This window comes from Mannheimia varigena (assembly GCF_013377235.1).
GTDB classification, from domain to species: domain Bacteria; phylum Pseudomonadota; class Gammaproteobacteria; order Enterobacterales; family Pasteurellaceae; genus Mannheimia; species Mannheimia varigena.
On record NZ_CP016226.1, the window covers coordinates 44,766 to 62,576 of the forward strand.

General features: G+C 42.6%; 13 protein-coding genes. 6 read left to right on the forward strand and 7 right to left on the reverse strand.

What is annotated here, in order from left to right; all coding sequences use genetic code 11:
• Positions 1-156: 156 nt before the first annotated feature.
• Positions 157-558 (forward strand): FKBP-type peptidyl-prolyl cis-trans isomerase, encoded by a 402-nt coding sequence (locus tag A6B40_RS00225; RefSeq protein WP_176671206.1) that lies wholly within the window; start codon positions 157-159, stop codon positions 556-558.
• Between the two features lie 94 nt (positions 559-652).
• Here A6B40_RS00225 and A6B40_RS00230 read toward each other — a convergent pair whose 3' ends face one another.
• From A6B40_RS00230 to fruB, 6 genes are all read right to left on the reverse strand, one after another.
• On the reverse strand, positions 653-1,519 hold the full coding sequence (locus tag A6B40_RS00230; RefSeq protein ID WP_176671207.1) for a TPM domain-containing protein: 867 nt from the start codon (positions 1,517-1,519) through the stop codon (positions 653-655).
• On the reverse strand, positions 1,516-1,974 hold the full coding sequence (locus tag A6B40_RS00235; protein ID WP_176671208.1) for a TPM domain-containing protein: 459 nt from the start codon (positions 1,972-1,974) through the stop codon (positions 1,516-1,518). Before A6B40_RS00235 ends, A6B40_RS00230 begins: the two co-directional genes overlap by 4 nt.
• A gap of 80 nt (positions 1,975-2,054) precedes the next feature.
• Positions 2,055-2,639: a LemA family protein gene (locus A6B40_RS00240; RefSeq protein WP_025217026.1), complete on the reverse strand. Its 585-nt coding sequence runs from the start codon at positions 2,637-2,639 to the stop codon at positions 2,055-2,057.
• A 174-nt stretch (positions 2,640-2,813) separates the two neighbouring features.
• Positions 2,814-4,472 (reverse strand): fructose-specific PTS transporter subunit EIIC, encoded by a 1,659-nt coding sequence (locus A6B40_RS00245; protein WP_176671209.1) that lies wholly within the window; start codon positions 4,470-4,472, stop codon positions 2,814-2,816.
• 26 nt (positions 4,473-4,498) lie between these two features.
• Positions 4,499-5,434: a 1-phosphofructokinase gene (gene fruK / locus A6B40_RS00250; RefSeq protein ID WP_176671210.1), complete on the reverse strand. Its 936-nt coding sequence runs from the start codon at positions 5,432-5,434 to the stop codon at positions 4,499-4,501.
• Positions 5,435-5,444: 10 nt separating this feature from the next.
• On the reverse strand, positions 5,445-6,923 hold the full coding sequence (fruB, locus tag A6B40_RS00255) for a fused PTS fructose transporter subunit IIA/HPr protein (RefSeq protein ID WP_176671211.1): 1,479 nt from the start codon (positions 6,921-6,923) through the stop codon (positions 5,445-5,447).
• Between the two features lie 291 nt (positions 6,924-7,214).
• Here fruB and glgB point away from each other — a divergent pair, with 291 nt between their 5' ends.
• The 5 genes from glgB (at position 7,215) to A6B40_RS00280 (ending at position 16,927) form a co-directional block, all read left to right on the forward strand.
• Entirely contained in the window at positions 7,215-9,458 is a 2,244-nt protein-coding gene (gene glgB / locus A6B40_RS00260) for a 1,4-alpha-glucan branching protein GlgB (protein WP_176671212.1), read from the forward strand.
• Between the two features lies 1 nt (position 9,459).
• On the forward strand, positions 9,460-11,448 hold the full coding sequence (gene glgX, locus A6B40_RS00265; RefSeq protein ID WP_176671213.1) for a glycogen debranching protein GlgX: 1,989 nt from the start codon (positions 9,460-9,462) through the stop codon (positions 11,446-11,448).
• A 15-nt stretch (positions 11,449-11,463) separates the two neighbouring features.
• The gene (gene glgC / locus A6B40_RS00270) at positions 11,464-12,777 is read left to right on the forward strand and encodes a glucose-1-phosphate adenylyltransferase (protein WP_176671214.1); all 1,314 of its coding nucleotides are present in this window, start codon (positions 11,464-11,466) and stop codon (positions 12,775-12,777) included.
• 112 nt (positions 12,778-12,889) lie between these two features.
• A complete protein-coding gene (gene glgA, locus A6B40_RS00275) occupies positions 12,890-14,326 on the forward strand; it encodes a glycogen synthase GlgA (protein WP_176671215.1) in 1,437 nt (478 codons plus the stop codon).
• A 99-nt stretch (positions 14,327-14,425) separates the two neighbouring features.
• A complete protein-coding gene (locus A6B40_RS00280; RefSeq protein ID WP_176671216.1) occupies positions 14,426-16,927 on the forward strand; it encodes a glycogen/starch/alpha-glucan phosphorylase in 2,502 nt (833 codons plus the stop codon).
• Positions 16,928-17,020: 93 nt separating this feature from the next.
• On the opposite strand, the gene trmJ is transcribed toward A6B40_RS00280, so the two are convergent.
• A complete protein-coding gene (trmJ, locus tag A6B40_RS00285) occupies positions 17,021-17,737 on the reverse strand; it encodes a tRNA (cytosine(32)/uridine(32)-2'-O)-methyltransferase TrmJ (RefSeq protein ID WP_176671217.1) in 717 nt (238 codons plus the stop codon).
• Between the last annotated feature and the right edge of the window lie 74 nt (positions 17,738-17,811).

The window sequence follows — 17,811 nt, forward strand, 5'->3', positions numbered from 1 at the left end:
AAATATAAATTAAACTAAGTCTAAATATGCCTAAAATAGGTATAAATAGCAAATAGATTTAATTAAAAATTTGAATTAAATGATCAAAAGCAAAAAAATTGTTGTCTAATCTGAAACAGGCAACCTAATGCCTTTTTATCACAAGAGAGGGATCTGATGAAATCATTTTATACTTTTAGCTTAGCATTATTAATTGGTGGAGTGAGTTTATCTGATGTTGTTTTTGCTAATCAAAGTTACCAAATTACGGAACAAGGCTTGCAATATAAAGTTATTAAAGCAAGTAACGGTAAAAAGCCGAACATCAATGATGATGTAGAAATTCGCTTTAAGTCGTATAACGAGAAAGGCGAGTTATTTGAGGGAACGCTAAATAATGTACCTGTTATTTTACCTGTGCGAGATATGTTTTCTGGGCTTCAACAAAGTTTGATGCTGATGCCGGTAGGTTCAGTTTATGAATTCAAGATTCCTAAACATTTAGGCTATCAAGAAGAGGGAAGTAAATCCAAAAAGCCTGTGTTATATCATATTGAATTATTAAAAATTAATCCTTAGTTTTAATACTAAACAAGCGGTTGAATTTACAACATTTTTTGCAAATTTGACCGCTTGTATTTTGTGCTATTCCTATATCGGAACTGAAGTGGAATTACCAGCTTCCACCGGCACCACCACCGCCTGATGAGCCACCACCGAAGCTATCACCACTGCCGAAACTACCGCCAAAGCCGCCGGAGTCTCTTCCAAATCCACCGCCTAGACCGCCGCCGAAGCCACCACCAAATCCACCTGAGTGTCTGCCGAAACCGCCACTTCTGCGTTGGCTTTCCCTTAGCACTTTCCCTAATTGATCCATTGAACTTGGGCTAATGTAGGTATTATCGCGTGGGCGGAATATGAGGAAGATCACCATTCCTGCAAAGAGGAAAAAGAGTAATCCGTCAATATCATCAAATGCTTCTTGAGCTTCTTCACCATAACTTTCATAAGGAGCATATTCGCCGTTAATGGCTGCCATAATAGCTGATAATCCACGAGCGATCCCTGCTGCATATTGATCTTGTTTGAAGAATGGGGTGATGTCATTTCGAATAATGCTTGATGCAATGGCATCCGGCAATGCTCCTTCTAACCCTCGCCCAGTTGCAATAAAGAGTTTGCGATCATTTTTGGCGATTAGTAATAAAACCCCGTTGTTTTCGTTGTTTTTGCTACGTCCAATACCCCATTTGTTAAATAGGGTGTGAGCATAGGTAGAAATCGCTTCGCCTTCCGTACTAGGTACAATGACGACGGCAATTTGCGAGCTTGTTTTAGCACGGTTAGCAATTAACGCATCTTCTAAGGTTCGCCATTCTTGTTGGCTTAGCGTGTTTTTGGTGTAGTCCGTGATGTAATAAAACGGTTTTGGTGGTTCAGGATAAGTTACCGCCACTGCATTTACGCTAAATACTGCCAGTAGAACGAATAACAAGCGGTCAAAAAAGTGAGAAATTTTGCAAATAGATTTCATCATTTTATTAACACCTCATTAGACAACTCGTTTTGATCATTTTCTTGATAAGGGAAATAGTGGGCTAATGGCTCTTCCACAATTTTAATAGCATCACAAATTGCTTGAGTATAATTACCGTTTTGGCAATCAATACACATTGTTTGATAGATTTTTTGCCAAAAATCATCACCGACTTTTTGGTGAATACCTTCATCGCCAATTACAGCAACATAGTGAGGTTTAAATGAGAGATAAATCAACACGCCATTACGTTGTGCGGTTTCTCGCATTTTGAGTTCATCAAATAGTTGATTTGCACGCACCATAGCCGCATTTTGCATTTCCTCGATCTTGGCTTTTCGCTCTACTACCACACGCAATTCCGCAGAAGTATGCTGCTCTAAATGATAGATTGCTTGTTCGATAAGTTTAGTATCAATAGGCAATTGATTAGAAAGAAAAGAAAATAATCCCATTTGATCCCCTTAAAAATAAAGCAATAAGCACCGAATTTGAAAGAGCTTATTGCTTTAAAATATAGATAATTTAATACAACTTAGTTAAAGTTTACTTGTGGTGCTTTATCCGAGCCTGCTTCAGATTTGAACTGTGGTTTTGCTTTAAAGCCCATAATCATTGCTGCTAATTTAGTTGGGAATTCACGCACTTGCTTGTTGTATTCTTTCACTTTTTCGTTGAAGTTATTGCGTTCAACGTTAATGCGGTTTTCTGTACCTTCTAACTGTGCTTGTAAGTTTAAAAACGCATCGTGTGCTTTTAACTCAGGGTATTTCTCAACTGAAACCAATAAGCGTGAAAGGGCAGAGTTTACACCTTGTTGGGCTTCTTGGAATTTCGCCATTTGCTCTTCGGTTGCATTGCTTGGGTCAATGGTTACCGCCGTTGCTTTCGCACGGGCTTCAATCACAGAGGTTAAGGTTTCTTTCTCAAAGTTAGCTTGACCTTTTACGGTGTTTACTAGGTTTGGAATTAAATCCGCACGGCGTTGATACGCAGATTCTACATTACCCCACACAGAGTTGATGTCTTCTTCTGCACGCATTAAATCGTTATATTTTGTTAATGAATAACCGCCAACAGCAAGAACAGCGATCAATAAAATCCAAAAAATCTTTTTCATTATTAAGTCCTATTAGATAAATGAGAGTGAAAAATTAGAAACATTCTATCGAGAAAAGTAATAGATAGCTAGAGAACTTACAAAATTTTGTTGTAATTCGTCCGCTTGTAAGGTTTCTTTGAGCAAAAAACGGAGCATCAGCTCCGTTTTTCGTTTCTTGGTTTATTGCCGGAATTATTCCGCTTTTTGTTTGATGGTTGCGTAAACCACACCGGTAATGACTGAACCGATTGCGATAGCTGCTAAGTACATCAACGGTTGTGATACGAATGGAATTACGAATAAACCACCGTGTGGGGCTTGTAAGGTGATGCCTAGAGCCATTGAAATTGCACCTGCAGTTGCACCACCTAAGATTGAACTTAGGATTACACGTATAGGATCGGCTGCTACGAATGGTAACGCACCTTCTGAAATAAAGCATAAGCCCAATACAAATGAAGCTTTACCTGCATCACGCTGGTTAGTGTTAAATTTATTGCGAGCAATTAAGGTCGCAATTGCCATACCAATTGGTGGAACCATACCTGCTGCCATTACGGCTGCCATTGGTGTGTATTGCTGTGAGGCGATTAAGCCAACACCAAATGTATAAGCGGCTTTGTTTACAGGGCCTCCCATATCCGTACACATCATTGCACCTAATACAATCCCTAAAATAATTGCGTTGGTTTGACCCATCGTATTTAACCATTCTACTAAAGCGTCCATTAAGGCTTTAACTGGCGGGTTAATGAGGTAAATCATTAACAAGCCAACAATGGCTGAACCTAATAACGGTAAAATTAGAATCGGTTTAAGTGAAGTTAAACTTGGTGGTAGTTTAATTGCACCGTTTAAGAATTTCACTGTGTAACCGGCAAGGAAACCGGCAACGATACCGCCTAAAATCCCAGCTCCGGCTGTGGTTGCCAGCATACCGCCAATTAAACCTACCGCTAAACCCGGGCGGTCAGCAATAGAGAAGGCTACATAGCCTGCGAATACCGCAATCATTAAGTGGAATGCCGCACCGCCGCCGATGTCCATTAATGCTTTCGGCAAGCCGCCTGCGATGGTTTCATCTTTGAATGCTTCAATGCCGAACATAAAGGAAATAGCAATTAACAAACCACCGGCAACCACAAGCGGTAACATATGCGAAACGCCGGTCATTAAGTGTTTGTATAAGCCTTTTTTCTCTCCGGTTGCCGCTTCCGCATTTTCCGCTTTCGCTACGCCACCTTCATACACTTTCGCTTGGGTGAATGCTTTTTCAAACTCTTGAGCGGTTTTCTTCAACGCTAAGCCTGTTGATGTACGGTACATCGGCTTGCCTTTGAATTTCTCTAAATCCACATCAATATCCGCAGCCACAAAAACTAAGTCAGCAGTGGCTACTTCTTCCGCAGAAATTGGGTTGCCTGCACCCACCTGACCACGAGTTTCTACTTTTACGTTCCAGCCTTGAGCCTTGGCGTAGTTTTCAATCGCTTCCGCTGACATAAAGGTGTGAGCCACACCAGTTGGGCAAGCAGTGACCGCCACAATATTTTTCACGCCGGAAGTTGAAACTGCTGGTGCGGCTGTCGCATTTGCAAAAAACTGTCCGTTTTCGACCGCTTGTTTAAGGCTGGCTTCAGGCTGGGCAAAGGCTTGGTCTAAATCTAAGATTGCCCCTTTTTTGCCAGCAGCAACTTGAGGAATAGTGTTATCAAATAACACCACGAAATCCGCTTGGTTGGCATCAACCACGTTGTAGCCTTGCTGTTTGGCAGCTGCCGATAACACTTCATTCACTAAGAAACGACGTGCGTTCCCGAGTGTTTGAGGGAAAACAAAAGAAATATTCATTTGGTGTTCCTTATAAAGATGAAAAATTAGTTTAAAACTGTGATTTGGACTTGTTCCGCCAACGCATCAGTGGCATTGCGATCTTCCACACCCACATTGCTTTGAGCCACCGCATTCGCAGAAGTTGCTGAGGCGAATTTCAGGGTTTGGGCTTTGCCCCAACCTTGTGAGAAACCGTAGATCAAGCCTGCGACCATTGAGTCACCGGCACCCACCGTGCTAACCACATTTTCACAACGTGGCGGTTGAGCTTGTAACACGCCTTCGCTATTGAGCCATAACGAGCCTTTTTCACCCATTGAGACAATCACGTTTTCAATGCCTTGCGAGCGGAGTTGAGCAGCCGCTTCGATAATCTCTTCCATTGAGTTTAATGGGCGACCTACTAACACTTCCAACTCACGGCGATTTGGTTTCACTAGCCAAGGGTGAGCGGTTAAGCCTGCGGTGAGAGCAGCGTTGCTGGTGTCTAACACCACTTTTAAGCCTTGTTGAGATAAAGATTCTAACCACTCAGCGAATTTTTCCGGGCTGACACCACGAGGTAATGATCCACACACCGCCACTAAATCAAATTGATTTTTCCACGTGGTTGATTGCTCAACGAATGTTTCCCAATCTTGCTCGGAAACTTCAAAGCCTAAAAAGTTGAGGTCGGTTACGTCCGCTTCGGTTTCGGTAATCTTCACGTTGATGCGGGTTTTGCCCTGAATGCGGTAGAAGGCATCGTTCAAGCCATTTTGTTTGAACACCTTGACGAAATCGCCTTCGTTTTCGGCCCCTAGAAAGCCGCTAACGGAGAGTGTTGTGCCTAAATCTGCCAACACTTTTGCCACGTTAATGCCTTTGCCTGCAGGGTAGATGCCGAGCGTTTCCACGGTATTCACTTCGCCGATTTCAATGCGTTTTAGTCGCCCAACTAAATCAAATGCCGGGTTGAGGGTTATGGTTGCAATACGCATTCTGTTCCCCTTATTCGCCTAAGCCGGCTTCAATCGCTGCACCGATAGCTGCGAGTGCCGCTTCCGCATCATCGCCTGTTGCCACAAAACGCAGCGTTGTGCCTTTGGTTACGCCAAGAGCCACAATTTTCATTAAGCTTTTCGCACTCACAAGCGGTGAATTTTTATCAACATTTTGCACTTCAATTTTGGCAGCGAATTTTTTCACTTCATTCACTAACACCGCTGATGGGCGAGCGTGCAAACCGTGTTCGTTTTTGATCACAAAAGTTGCTTCTTTTTGGTTTTCTGCCACAGTTGGAACGGTTTCTTGAGCCGCTGGAGCAGGTGCTTGAACGGCTGCACGTTCAATCGTATCTTCCACGTTTGGTACAAAAGACACGCTTTCACCCAAACCGTCCACAAAGGCTTTTTGTAAGGCTTCGATGGCTTGCTCGGCATCATCCCCTTCCGCCACAAAGCGTAAGCGATGCCCAAGGCTTGCCCCTAATGCCACCACTTTCATCGCACTTTTCGCACTTGCCGGTGGGGTTTGGCGGTCTAAATTTTCCACTGTAATTTGTGAATTGAATGCTTTAGCAGTTTGCACTAACACCGCAGACGGACGAGCGTGTAAGCCATTTTCGTTACGCACGGTGAATGTGCCGATCACTTGATTTCCAGCGGCTACATTTTGTTGTGGAGCAGATACTTCTTCGCCTTTTAATAACGCCACAATTTGAGCAGGTGTTGCCGTTACGAATTGTGAGCGAACTTCCGCTTTTAATAATGGGGCTAAAACGCTTTCTAGGCTGTTATCGGTTTGAGCCACGGTGATTAAGGTTTGCCCTTGCGTGTTGCGAGCGACAGCCACACCGTTGGCTTCATTGCCTTTGGCGGAATCATTCACAAACAGATTATTACCTAAATTTAAGGCTTGGCTTGTGACCACATCGCTGATAAAGGCTTGCGAAACATAGCCTCTTTCTTGCAGTTTGCCGGCGTTAATCGCAGAAAGGGTAATCAGGCTTGATGATTCCACATTAAGTGAAACGAGCTCTTCAGAAAGGGAAGGTAGGTTTTTCTTGCCGCTTAATACGGCGATAAATTCATCGAGATTTTGTGTTTTGGCAAGCGTTGCCGCTGCGTCTTCATCGCTTAACACCGAAGTTAATTGGCGAAGCAGGGCTAAATGTTCATCTGATTTTGCCGCAATGCCGATCACAACGTGAGCGATATTGCCCTCTCCCCATTCCACCCCTTGCGGTAGTTGGAAAATTTGCACGCCGGTTTCTTGCACAAGATGACGAGTGTCTAAGGTGCCGTGCGGAATTGCAATGCCGTTACCTAAGAATGTAGAGGTTTGGGTTTCACGAGCTAACATCCCAGTTTCGTACCCTGCCGCAACATTTCCATTTGCGACTAATGCAGCTGCAACAAGGTGAATCACTTCCTCTTTGTTGGTTGCTGAGCTATTTAAGCGGATGTTTTTTGCCGATAAATTAAGCATTTTAACTCCTTATTTTAAGGTTGATTTTTAAACTATAAAAAATTTGCGGATCAGTTTACTCTATTTTTGCTAAACCGTTATAGCTAGATAAGATTAAAATTTATGAAAATGTGATCTAGCTCACAAATTTAGTAGTTATTTCTTTTATTTATGAACTAAATCGATTTAGTCATAGTAATTATTTTGTGATTTGTATCAAAAAACAGAATAAATCTACTTCTTTTATTTTTATTTAATGATAGAGTAGAACTACTAAAATATGAGTATTAAACGTTTAAGTAAGGAGTGCCTATGAAAGATTATACTTACTCCGAAAGAGATTTAATTTTTATTGACCAATTGTCTCTCGGTTATTGCAAAGATCCTTTTTCCTATTTAGGCATTCACTCTATAGATAATGGTATTATCATCAGAGCTTTCCTTCCTTCGGCTGTTTCTTGTCAAGTTATTGATTTAAAAGGAAAACCTGTGTTGTCAATGTTAAAAATTGACGATGCAGGTTTTTTTATTGCCGAAATTATTGGTAAAAAAATTGATTTTTCTTACCGCTTGTTAGTGCAGTATCCACACGCTCAGGTCGATATTGAAGATCCTTACCGTTTCAAAACCCACATTCAAGAGCTGGATAATTGGCTGTTCGCCGAGGGCAGGCAGCTTCGCCCTTACGAAAAACTAGGGGCTCATTTGGTGACTCAAAACGAAGTGGGCGGCGTGCATTTTGCGGTGTGGGCACCGAATGCTCAGCGAGTGTCGGTGGTAGGTGATTTCAACCACTGGAACGGTTTGGTTCATTCCATGCGTTTTCACCCTGATTCAGGTGTGTGGGATATTTTCATTCCAAACGTGCAAAAAGGGGCGTGCTATAAATTTGAGATTTTAGACTGCAACGGCGTGCTACGCTTGAAATCTGATCCTTACGCTTTTGCTTCCCAACTCCGCCCAGAGACCGCTTCGATTGTTTCTGGCTTGCCGAGTTTCGTGTCGGCGGAAAATACCTGCCGAGCAGCAAGTGCAGCAGACAAGCCGATTTCGATTTATGAAGTGCATTTGGGCTCGTGGCGGCGAAATATCGAAAATAATTACTGGCTGAGTTACGAAGAACTTGCCGATGAACTGATTCCTTATGTGAAAGATATGGGCTTTACCCATATTGAACTGCTGCCGGTTTCCGAATTTCCGTTTGACGGCTCGTGGGGCTACCAAACCACGGGTATTTATTCGCCAACTAGCCGTTTTGGCACGCCTGAAGGCTTACGTTATTTCATTCAAAAAGCCCACGAAAAAGGTATTGGAGTGATTTTAGATTGGGTCGTCGGGCATTTCCCAGTGGACGAACACGGTTTAGTCTATTTTGACGGCACGCATTTATACGAACATTCTGACCCGAAAGAGGGCTATCACAAAGATTGGAACACACTGATTTTTAACTACGGCAAAAATGAAGTGAGCAATTATCTTTCGGGCAATGCGTTGTATTGGTTGGAGCGTTTCGGCATTGATGCCTTGCGTGTTGATGCAGTGGCTTCAATGATCTACCGTGATTATTCACGCTCAGACGGCGAGTGGATCCCCAACAAATATGGCGGTCGTGAAAATTTAGAAGCGATTGATTTCCTACGCCACACCAATAACATTCTGCGTGATGAAAGCCACGGCGGAGCGACCATTGCCGAAGAATCCACTTCTTTCGAAGGCGTTTCTCGTTCTACCGAAAATGGCGGTTTGGGTTTCAATTACAAGTGGAATATGGGCTGGATGAACGACACCTTGCGTTATATGCAAAAAGATCCGATCTACCGCCGTTATCACCACAATTTAATGACGTTCGGAATGACCTACCAATACAGCGAGCAGTTTGTACTACCGCTCTCGCACGATGAAGTGGTGCACGGCAAAGGTTCGTTGCTCAACAAAATGCCGGGGGATTGCTGGCAAAAATTTGCCAATCTGCGTGCCTATTATGGCTATATGTGGGGTTATCCGGGCAAAAAATTGCTGTTTATGGGCAATGAATTTGCTCAAGGCAAAGAGTGGAGTTTTGAAGAGAGTTTGGATTGGTATCTGCTCGGCGAAGAGGGTGGCGACTGGCACAAAGGAATGTTGGGCTGGGTGAAAGCCTTGAACCATCTCTACACCCAAACCCCTGCCTTGTTTGAGCAAGATTATGACCCAGCCGGTTTTGAATGGCTGGTGGTGGACGACCACGATAATTCCGTATTCGCTTTTGAACGCAAAGCGAAAAACGGCGAGAGCGTGATTGTGGTGAGCAATTTCACCCCGATTGTACGTAAAGATTACCGTTTTGGCGTGAATGAGTTGGCAGAATATCAGGAACTTCTTAATTCAGATTTAGCTTGTTTCTGTGGTAGTAACGTGAGCAATGCAGATAAGTTTGAGAGTGAATTTGTGCCATTACATGGTAAAGATTACTCAATTAGTATCACTTTACCACCACTATCTACGATTTTCATCACAAAAACGAAAAAACAAATTACTCAAAAAGCAACAAAGAGTAAGAAGATAAGTAAAAAATAAAATGCAGTATCAGAGAGGTAAACCTTACCCGTTAGGCAGCAAAATAAGCCTACAAGCGGGCAAATTTGGCACAAATTTTGCAATTTTTTCCGAAAATGCGACCGCTATTGAATTGTGCCTTTTTGATGAAAATAATCAAGAAACTTGTATTCCAATGACTGCAAGTGAACATACTTGGCATATTTTTGTTGAAGGTATTGGGGCTGGCGTTAAGTATGGTTTTCGAGTAATAGGTGAGCAAAACGAAAAAGCTGGTTTGTTATTTAATAAGAATAAACTGTTACTAGATCCTTATGCTAAGGCGATTACAGGCACACCCGATTTAAGTAATGCTGAGGCTGCTAGTTGGTATGAGTGGAATGATGCTCGGGATAACGGACAAATTGCCCCCAAATCGGTAGTAGTTGATGAAACATTTGATTGGGAAAATGATACGTTACTTTTTCATACTTGGGCAGAAACTATTATTTATGAAATGCACGTTAAAGGTTTTAGTCAGTTAAATCCTGAAATCCCACAAGAAATTAGAGGAACTTTTGCAGGATTAGCTCACAAAAACTCGATTGAATATTTGAAAAAGCTCGGCATTACCGCAGTTGAATTATTACCTATCACTTACCATATTGACGAACCGCATTTACAAAAACAAGGCTTAGTTAATTACTGGGGTTACAATGTTTTAGGCAATTTTGCCGTTGATCCGAAATTGGCTGCAGATAAGCAAAATCCGCTTAAAGAGTTTAAGCAATTAGTGAAGACATTACACAATGCCAATATAGAAGTGATTATGGACGTTGTGTTTAACCATACCGCAGAAGGTAGTAAAGATGGCGCGATGCTTAGCTTTAGAGGGATTGATAATCGCGCTTATTGGCTAAACGGACAGGGTGAATATGAAAATTGGACTGGTTGTGGTAACACACTCAATTTAACCAATATTAATATTCTCCGTTGGGCAATCGATTGCTTATGTTATTGGGTAGACGAATGCCATATTGATGGATTCCGTTTTGACTTAGCCTCTATTTTAGGCAGAACACCACGTTTTTCCGAAAAAGCTGATTTTTTCACGGCAATAAAAAGCCACTCGAAATTAGCTAGCGTTAAGCTAATTGCTGAGCCTTGGGATATTGGAATGCATGGCTATCAATTAGGTAAATTCCCAGCATTTTTTTATCAATGGAATGACCGCTATCGTGATGATATGCGTCGTTTTTGGCTAAGAAAGAAACTTGATTTAGCCACATTTGCCTGTCGATTTGCAGGAAGTGATGATGTTTTTCTGCACAGTTCTGGCTCTAAAAGCATTAATTTTATTACTGCCCACGATGGCTTTAATCTGCAAGATTTAGTGAGTTACAACAAAAAACATAATTTTGCCAATGGCGAAGAGAACCGTGATGGACATGGCACGAACCACAGTAATAATCACGGTGTTGAAGGCGATACTAATAAGGAATCAGTAAAAAATCAGCGAGAAATGACCGCTTGTAGCTTATTAGCAACCTTACTTCTGTCAAATGGTGTGCCAATGTTATTTGCTGGTGATGAAATGGGGCATATCCAACAAGGTAATAATAACTGCTACTGCCAAGATAACGAAATCACCTGGCTAGATTGGGAAAATTGTAATCAAACTAGGGTGGATTATGTGAGCGATTTAATCTCCATACGCAAGCAAATTTCACTGTTATCGAAGCAAAATAAGTGGTGGACTGAAGAGTTGGTTCAATGGCTAAATCCATCAGCTGAAGCTATGCAGATAAATGATTGGCATAATAAAGAATTAAGACAATTAACTATTTTATTAGAAGGGCAATGGCTCATTTTAATGAATGCTTATAAGCAGCCTAAAGAATTTTTACTTCCTCAGGGCAACTGGCAAGTTGTTTTTGGACAGGAAAAAGGGACTTTGATGACAGACACGCAAGCCGTCATGCTCGATCAGATGGGAGTCTGCGTACTTCAAAAAAGTGACATTCATACTTAAACTTAAGGACTTCTTATGCTAAACCAAGAATCAACAGCCCTTGTTGCAAGACAAGACTTAACGAATGACACTCTCGTTTTAATTTTAGCAGGAGGACGTGGTTCTCGCCTTTACGAGCTCACTGACAAACGTGCGAAACCGGCGGTGTATTTTGGTGGTAGCCGCCGTATTATTGACTTTGCGTTATCAAACTGCATCAACTCGAATTTATTGAAAATCGGCGTGATCACCCAATATGCGGCTCACTCGCTGCTACGCCATTTGCAACGTGGCTGGTCGTTCTTGCCTTACGAGCGTAACCAATACATCGATATGCTACCGGCTCGCCAACAGTTAGACGAAAACACGTGGTATCGTGGCACGGCGGATGCGGTGTATCAAAATATGGGAATGATGAAATCGCACTACCGTCCGAAATATGTGATTATTTTAGCAGGCGATCATATCTACAAAATGGATTATACCCAAATGCTCAAAGATCACGTCGATCAAGGGGCGAAATGTACCGTGGGTTGCATTGAAGTGCCTCGTGAACAGGCATCTGAATTTGGCGTGATGGCGGTGAATGAAAAATTAAAAGTGAAAGAGTTCGTGGAAAAACCGGCTAACCCACCAGCAATGCCAGGCAAACCGGATTCTTCTTTAGCTTCAATGGGTATCTACGTGTTCAATGCGGATTATCTCTACGAAATGTTGGAAAAAGAGGCTTCTACGCCGGGTACTTCACACGATTTCGGAAAAGATATTATTCCAAAAGCAGTAGAGCAAGGCGTGTTGTATGCTCACCCATTTGAGCGTTCGTGCAAAGGTCGCAACGCAAGCGGAGCGATTTACTGGCGTGATGTGGGCACCATCGACAGCTACTGGTCGGCACATATGGATTTAGTGTCGGAAGAGCCGGAGTTAGATCTCTACGATGAATCTTGGCCGATCCACGGTCGTCCTCAACAAACTGCACCGGCACGTTTTTTCTATAACCGTTCAAGAGCCCGCACGCTAGATAACTCATTGATCGCCGGAGGTTGTGTGATTACCGATGCGGAAATTAGTAACTCCGTGCTGTTCAACCGTGTCCACGTTGATGCGGAATCGGTGATTGAATATGCTGTTATTCTGCCGCAAGTAACCATCGGCAAAAACTGCATCATTAAACGTGCGGTAATCGACCGCCATTGCGTGATTCCAGATGGCTTACAAATCGGTGTGAATGCAGAAGAAGATGCGAAGCACTTCCGTGTTAGCAAAAACGGCATTGTGTTGGTGACGCAATCAATGCTAGACAAACTGGCAGGCAAAGTGGCGAATACGGATATTAAATATACAATCTAAAATTTGCTGATATAATGCTTCGGGCGAGAAATGGGAAGATGAACGCCCGAAGTATCTTGATTCAAGCGGTCTTATTTTTATCAAATTTTGCAACACACGAATGGTTTAAAAAATGAAAATTTTACACGTATGCTCGGAAATGTATCCGCTGATTAAAACTGGTGGACTGGCTGATGTAATGGGGGCGTTGCCCTTTGCTCAACAGCAGGCTGGTAATGATGTCCGAGTGCTGATTCCTTACTACCCGAAAGTGGCTCAAAACTTAGGCGAAACGGTGGAAGTGGCAACGATCGGCACCTTCGCAGGGCTTGTGACGGTGCGTTTTGCCTATTTCAACGGCTTGGGCGTTTATGTAATTGATGCCCCACATCTTTTTATGCGTGACGGCAACCCTTATCACGATGCCAACTATCAAGACTATATCGACAACTACAAACGTTTTGCATTGCTCGGCTATGTGGGAGCTCAACTTGCCCAAGGATTAGATCACTGGTGGGGAACCGCTCAAGTGCTTCACGCCCACGACTGGCAAGCCGGTTTGGCTTGTGCTTACCTCAAAAGTTGGGGTAGTGCGGTCAAAAGCGTATTTACGATTCACAATATTGCCTACATCGGGCGTTTTAACGCCTTCCATTTGGAGGAACTTGGCTTGCCGTGGGAATTTTTCAGTGCTGAAGGGCTGGAGTTCTACGGTGAAATTTCCTACCTAAAAGCAGGTTTATATTTTGCTGACCGTATTACCACCGTTAGTCCAACTTACGCCCGAGAAATAACCGAAGAAATTGCAGGGGCTGGTTTGCACGGTTTATTGGCAGTTCGCCAATCGCAAGGCAGATTAAGAGGAATTTTAAACGGCGTTGATGGGGACGTGTGGAATCCAGAAACCGACTCGAATATCGTGGCGAATTATCGCCCGAACTATATGCACGGTAAGGCGAAAAACAAAGCGGAATTGCAACGAATTTTCAGCTTGTCTGAAGATAAAGATGCCTTGTTAATGGTGATGGTCACTCGCCTAACCGAGCAAAAAGGAGCAGATTTCCTGTTAGCCAATATCGACAGCTTAATGCAGCACAATGTGCAAATTGTGGTGCTGGGGAGCGGCTCGCCGGATTTGGAAAACGCATTACGCTATTTCCAACACAAATATCCGAATCAAATCGGCGTGAAAATTGGCTATGATGAAGCCCTTTCTCACCAAATCATCGCCGGTGGTGACGTGATTTTAGTACCAAGCCGTTTCGAGCCTTGTGGTTTAACCCAACTTTACGGCTTGAAATATGGCACGCTGCCGCTGGTTCGCCGCACGGGCGGATTAGCCGACACCGTTTTCGACAGCCACAAAGAGAGCATCGAAAACCGCACTGCAACCGGTTTTGTGTTTGATTACCCAGACGCTACGGCATTTTTAGATGCGGCAATGCGAGCAGTGAATTTGTGGCAAAAACAGAAATTATGGTCAAGCATACGCCAAAATGCTCTCGCTCAAGATTTCGGCTGGGCGAAAGTGGCAGAGCAGTATCAAAATTTATATCACGAAATTATTTAATTTATATATTTAAAATACAATTACAAGCGGTTCAGTTTGCAAAAAAATTTGTAAATTCAACCGCTTGTAATGTTCATAGAAATTAGGAGAACTTACTCAATGAGCAGGCAGTCATTAAGCCCCGAAATGATTAAAAGCGTAAAAGACGCAATTTTACATAAAATGGTGTTCGCATTAGGTGTTGAACCTCGTGATGCCAGCAAACGTAACTGGCTAAATGCCACCTTGCGTGTGGTGCGTGATTTATCGACCGAAGAGTGGTTACTAACCCGCCGCAGCCAAGTAGCGAACGGTAGCCGCCGTGTGTATTACCTTTCAATGGAATTTTTGATGGGGCGTACTTTCAGTAATGCGATGATCTCTGAAGGTGTCTATGAGCTGATTGGTGCTGCGTTAAAAGAGTTAGGACAAGATCTTGAAGATATTATTAACGAAGAAGGTGATCCAGGTTTAGGTAACGGTGGTTTAGGTCGATTAGCGGCTTGCTATTTAGATAGCCTTGCGACAATGAAAATCCCCGCTATCGGTTACGGTATTCAATACGAATACGGAATGTTCCGCCAAGAAATCTGTAATGGCGAACAAGTAGAACAACCTGATGAATGGTTAGAAAATGAATTTGTGTGGCCATATTTACGCTCAAGCAAGCGTTTCCCTGTTCGTTTTGGTGGAAAAACGTGGTGTGAAGGTAAAAAAGTGGTGTGGCAACCAGAAGAAGAGATCACTGCTCAAGCTCACGATCAGCTGATTCCGGGCTTCGAAACCACATCAACCAATAGTTTACGTTTATGGTCTGCCCACGCTTCAGGCAAAGGTTTTGCATTGTCAGAGTTTAATCGTGGTGATTATTTTGCCGCAATAGTAAAACAAAACCGCTCGGAAGATGTTTCCCGAGTACTTTATCCGGATGATTCCACCTACAACGGGCGTGAGTTACGTTTACGCCAAGAGTATTTCCTCTGCTCGGCATCGGTGCAGGATATTATCCGCCGCCACGAAGCAGAGTTTGGCTCTTGCTTGAACTTGGCAGACAAAGTTGCCATTCACTTAAACGACACCCACCCAACCCTTGCCGTACCTGAATTAATGCGAATTTTAATTGACGAAAAAGGTTATTCTTGGGAACAAGCGTGGGCAACTACCAGCAAAACATTCTTCTATACTAACCATACCTTAATGAGTGAAGCGTTAGAAACCTGGCCGGTAGAAATGTTAGCCCGAGTGTTACCACGTCATTTAGAAATTATTTTTGATATTAATGAACATTTCTTAGAAGAAGTGCGTAGCCAATTCCCGAACGATAACGAACTGATTTCTCGAGTTTCATTAATTGATGAGCAAGGTGATCGCCGTGTGCGTATGGCGTGGCTTGCAGTAGTAGCTTCTACGAAAGTAAATGGTGTAGCGAAAATCCACTCTGATTTAATGGTAGAATCCATTTTTGCCGATTTCGCTCGCATTTTCCCAAATCGTTTTACCAATGTAACAAATGGCGTAACGCCTCGCCGTTGGATCAAAATTGCTAACCCGGGGCTTGCGAATATTTTAGATAAATATATTGGCGATAAATGGTTAACCGATTTAAGCGAGTTAGAAAAATTCAATGATTTTGCTGATGATGCGGATGCGCAATCTCAAGTTGCTGCAGTGAAATTTGAGAATAAACGCCGTTTAGCAAACTATATTGAAGAAACACAAGGCATTATACTCAATCCGGAAGCGATTTTTGACGTACAAATCAAGCGTATCCACAAATATAAACGTCAGCAAATGAATGTACTTCACATCATTACGCTTTATAACCGTATTTTAAGAAACCCAGCTGCGGATTGGACACCTCGTGTGTTCATCTTTGCAGGTAAAGCGGCGAGTGCTTATTACGCAGCGAAGAAAGTGATTCGTTTAATTAATGATGTGGCAAGTGTAGTAAATAATGACTCTCGCATTAATGATTTAATCAAAGTCGTGTTCATTCCGAACTACGGCGTGTCGCTAGCTCAAATGATTATTCCTGCAGCGGACGTTTCAGAGCAGATTTCTTTGGCAGGGACCGAGGCTTCGGGCACGTCAAATATGAAATTCGCCCTCAATGGTGCTTTAACTATTGGTACGCTAGACGGTGCGAACGTAGAAATTTTAGATCGTGTAGGCAAAGAGAACATCTTTATTTTCGGTAATGAAGTAGAACAAGTGGAAGAACTTCGCAGTAACGGTTATTCACCTTATCACTATTACGAAAAAGACAGCGAACTAAATGAGGCAATTTCACAAATTCTAAACGGTAAATTCTCACCGGAAGATCCGTACCGTTATCAAGATTTGATCTTAAATTCAGGTGACTATTACCAAGCGTGTGCCGACTACCGTAGTTATGTGGAAGCCCAAGAACGTGTGGCTCAAGCCTACCGCAACAAAAAAGCGTGGACACGTTCGGCAATCATCAACATCGCTAATATGGGCTACTTCTCATCAGACCGTTCGGTAATGGATTATGCGAATAATATTTGGAAAATCGAACCAATGAGTGAAGAGCAGTTAAAGGGCGATTCGACGATAGATAGCATTATCGAAAGTTCAAATAAATTATTGAATTTAAAGTAATGGTTTAGAAGAAAACGGTAAGAGAAATCTTACCGTTTTTTACTATTATAAGTATAAGGGATTTGCAAATTTCTGCCTAAAATGAACCGCTTGTTAATTTGATTTCTCAACCGCTGTCAGCATTCCTCTCAACAAATTCAACTCATTGGTTTCAAGTTCTGCCCGTTGGTAAAGTCGGCGGAGCTTCAACATTACGGCATCATTGCGGATAAAGCCCAACTCTTTGTATAAACGTTCGGTGTGAGCGAAAAAATGTTCTAGGGCTTCTGCGGTTGGATACTCTTTTGCCTCTACAAGCGGTTGTTTTTCTGCTGTTTTTTGCAAATATGCCATACGGATTTCATAGCATGCCAGTTGCACCGCCATCGCTAAATTGAGCGAGCCATAATCGGGATTGGTTGGGAAATTGAGATGATAGTGGCATTTAAGTAGCTCTTCATTGGTTAGCCCTATACGTTCACGACCAAACACAATTGCGACTTTGCCAAGATTTGCACGTTTTATGACTAACTCCCCACAATCTCTTGGTTCAATTAAACTATTTTGTAGATGGCGAAGTCTAGCACTTGTGCCAATCACTAGCTGGCAGTCGGCAATGGCTTCATCAAAAGTAGGGTAGATTTGGGCGTTATCTAGTACATCTTTTGCCCCAGCCGAAAGAGCTTCAGCTTGTTCATCAATAAGTTGTTTAGGAGCTACTAAACGCAAATGGGTTAAGCCCATTGTTTTCATTGCACGAGCGGCTGAACCTATGTTAGCTGGAAGAGACGTTTCCACTAGAATAATCTGAATTTGGTCTAAAATTGACATTGAATTTGTTTCGTTTTTGTTAAATTTGCAGACTTAATAGTGTAGCAAAATTTTTGATAGCTTAAAATTTGAAA

Excerpts from the sequence above, each read along its gene's own strand:
- A6B40_RS00225 (WP_176671206.1), top strand. The coding sequence starts at position 157 with ATGAAATCATTTTATACTTTTAGCTTAGCATTATTAATTGGTGGAGTG.
- A6B40_RS00230 (WP_176671207.1), bottom strand. The coding sequence starts at position 1,519 with ATGATGAAATCTATTTGCAAAATTTCTCACTTTTTTGACCGCTTGTTA.
- A6B40_RS00235 (WP_176671208.1), bottom strand. The coding sequence starts at position 1,974 with ATGGGATTATTTTCTTTTCTTTCTAATCAATTGCCTATTGATACTAAA.
- A6B40_RS00240 (WP_025217026.1), bottom strand. The coding sequence starts at position 2,639 with ATGAAAAAGATTTTTTGGATTTTATTGATCGCTGTTCTTGCTGTTGGC.
- A6B40_RS00245 (WP_176671209.1), bottom strand. The coding sequence starts at position 4,472 with ATGAATATTTCTTTTGTTTTCCCTCAAACACTCGGGAACGCACGTCGT.
- fruK (WP_176671210.1), bottom strand. The coding sequence starts at position 5,434 with ATGCGTATTGCAACCATAACCCTCAACCCGGCATTTGATTTAGTTGGG.
- fruB (WP_176671211.1), bottom strand. The coding sequence starts at position 6,923 with ATGCTTAATTTATCGGCAAAAAACATCCGCTTAAATAGCTCAGCAACC.
- glgB (WP_176671212.1), top strand. The coding sequence starts at position 7,215 with ATGAAAGATTATACTTACTCCGAAAGAGATTTAATTTTTATTGACCAA.
- glgX (WP_176671213.1), top strand. The coding sequence starts at position 9,460 with ATGCAGTATCAGAGAGGTAAACCTTACCCGTTAGGCAGCAAAATAAGC.
- glgC (WP_176671214.1), top strand. The coding sequence starts at position 11,464 with ATGCTAAACCAAGAATCAACAGCCCTTGTTGCAAGACAAGACTTAACG.
- glgA (WP_176671215.1), top strand. The coding sequence starts at position 12,890 with ATGAAAATTTTACACGTATGCTCGGAAATGTATCCGCTGATTAAAACT.
- A6B40_RS00280 (WP_176671216.1), top strand. The coding sequence starts at position 14,426 with ATGAGCAGGCAGTCATTAAGCCCCGAAATGATTAAAAGCGTAAAAGAC.
- trmJ (WP_176671217.1), bottom strand. The coding sequence starts at position 17,737 with ATGTCAATTTTAGACCAAATTCAGATTATTCTAGTGGAAACGTCTCTT.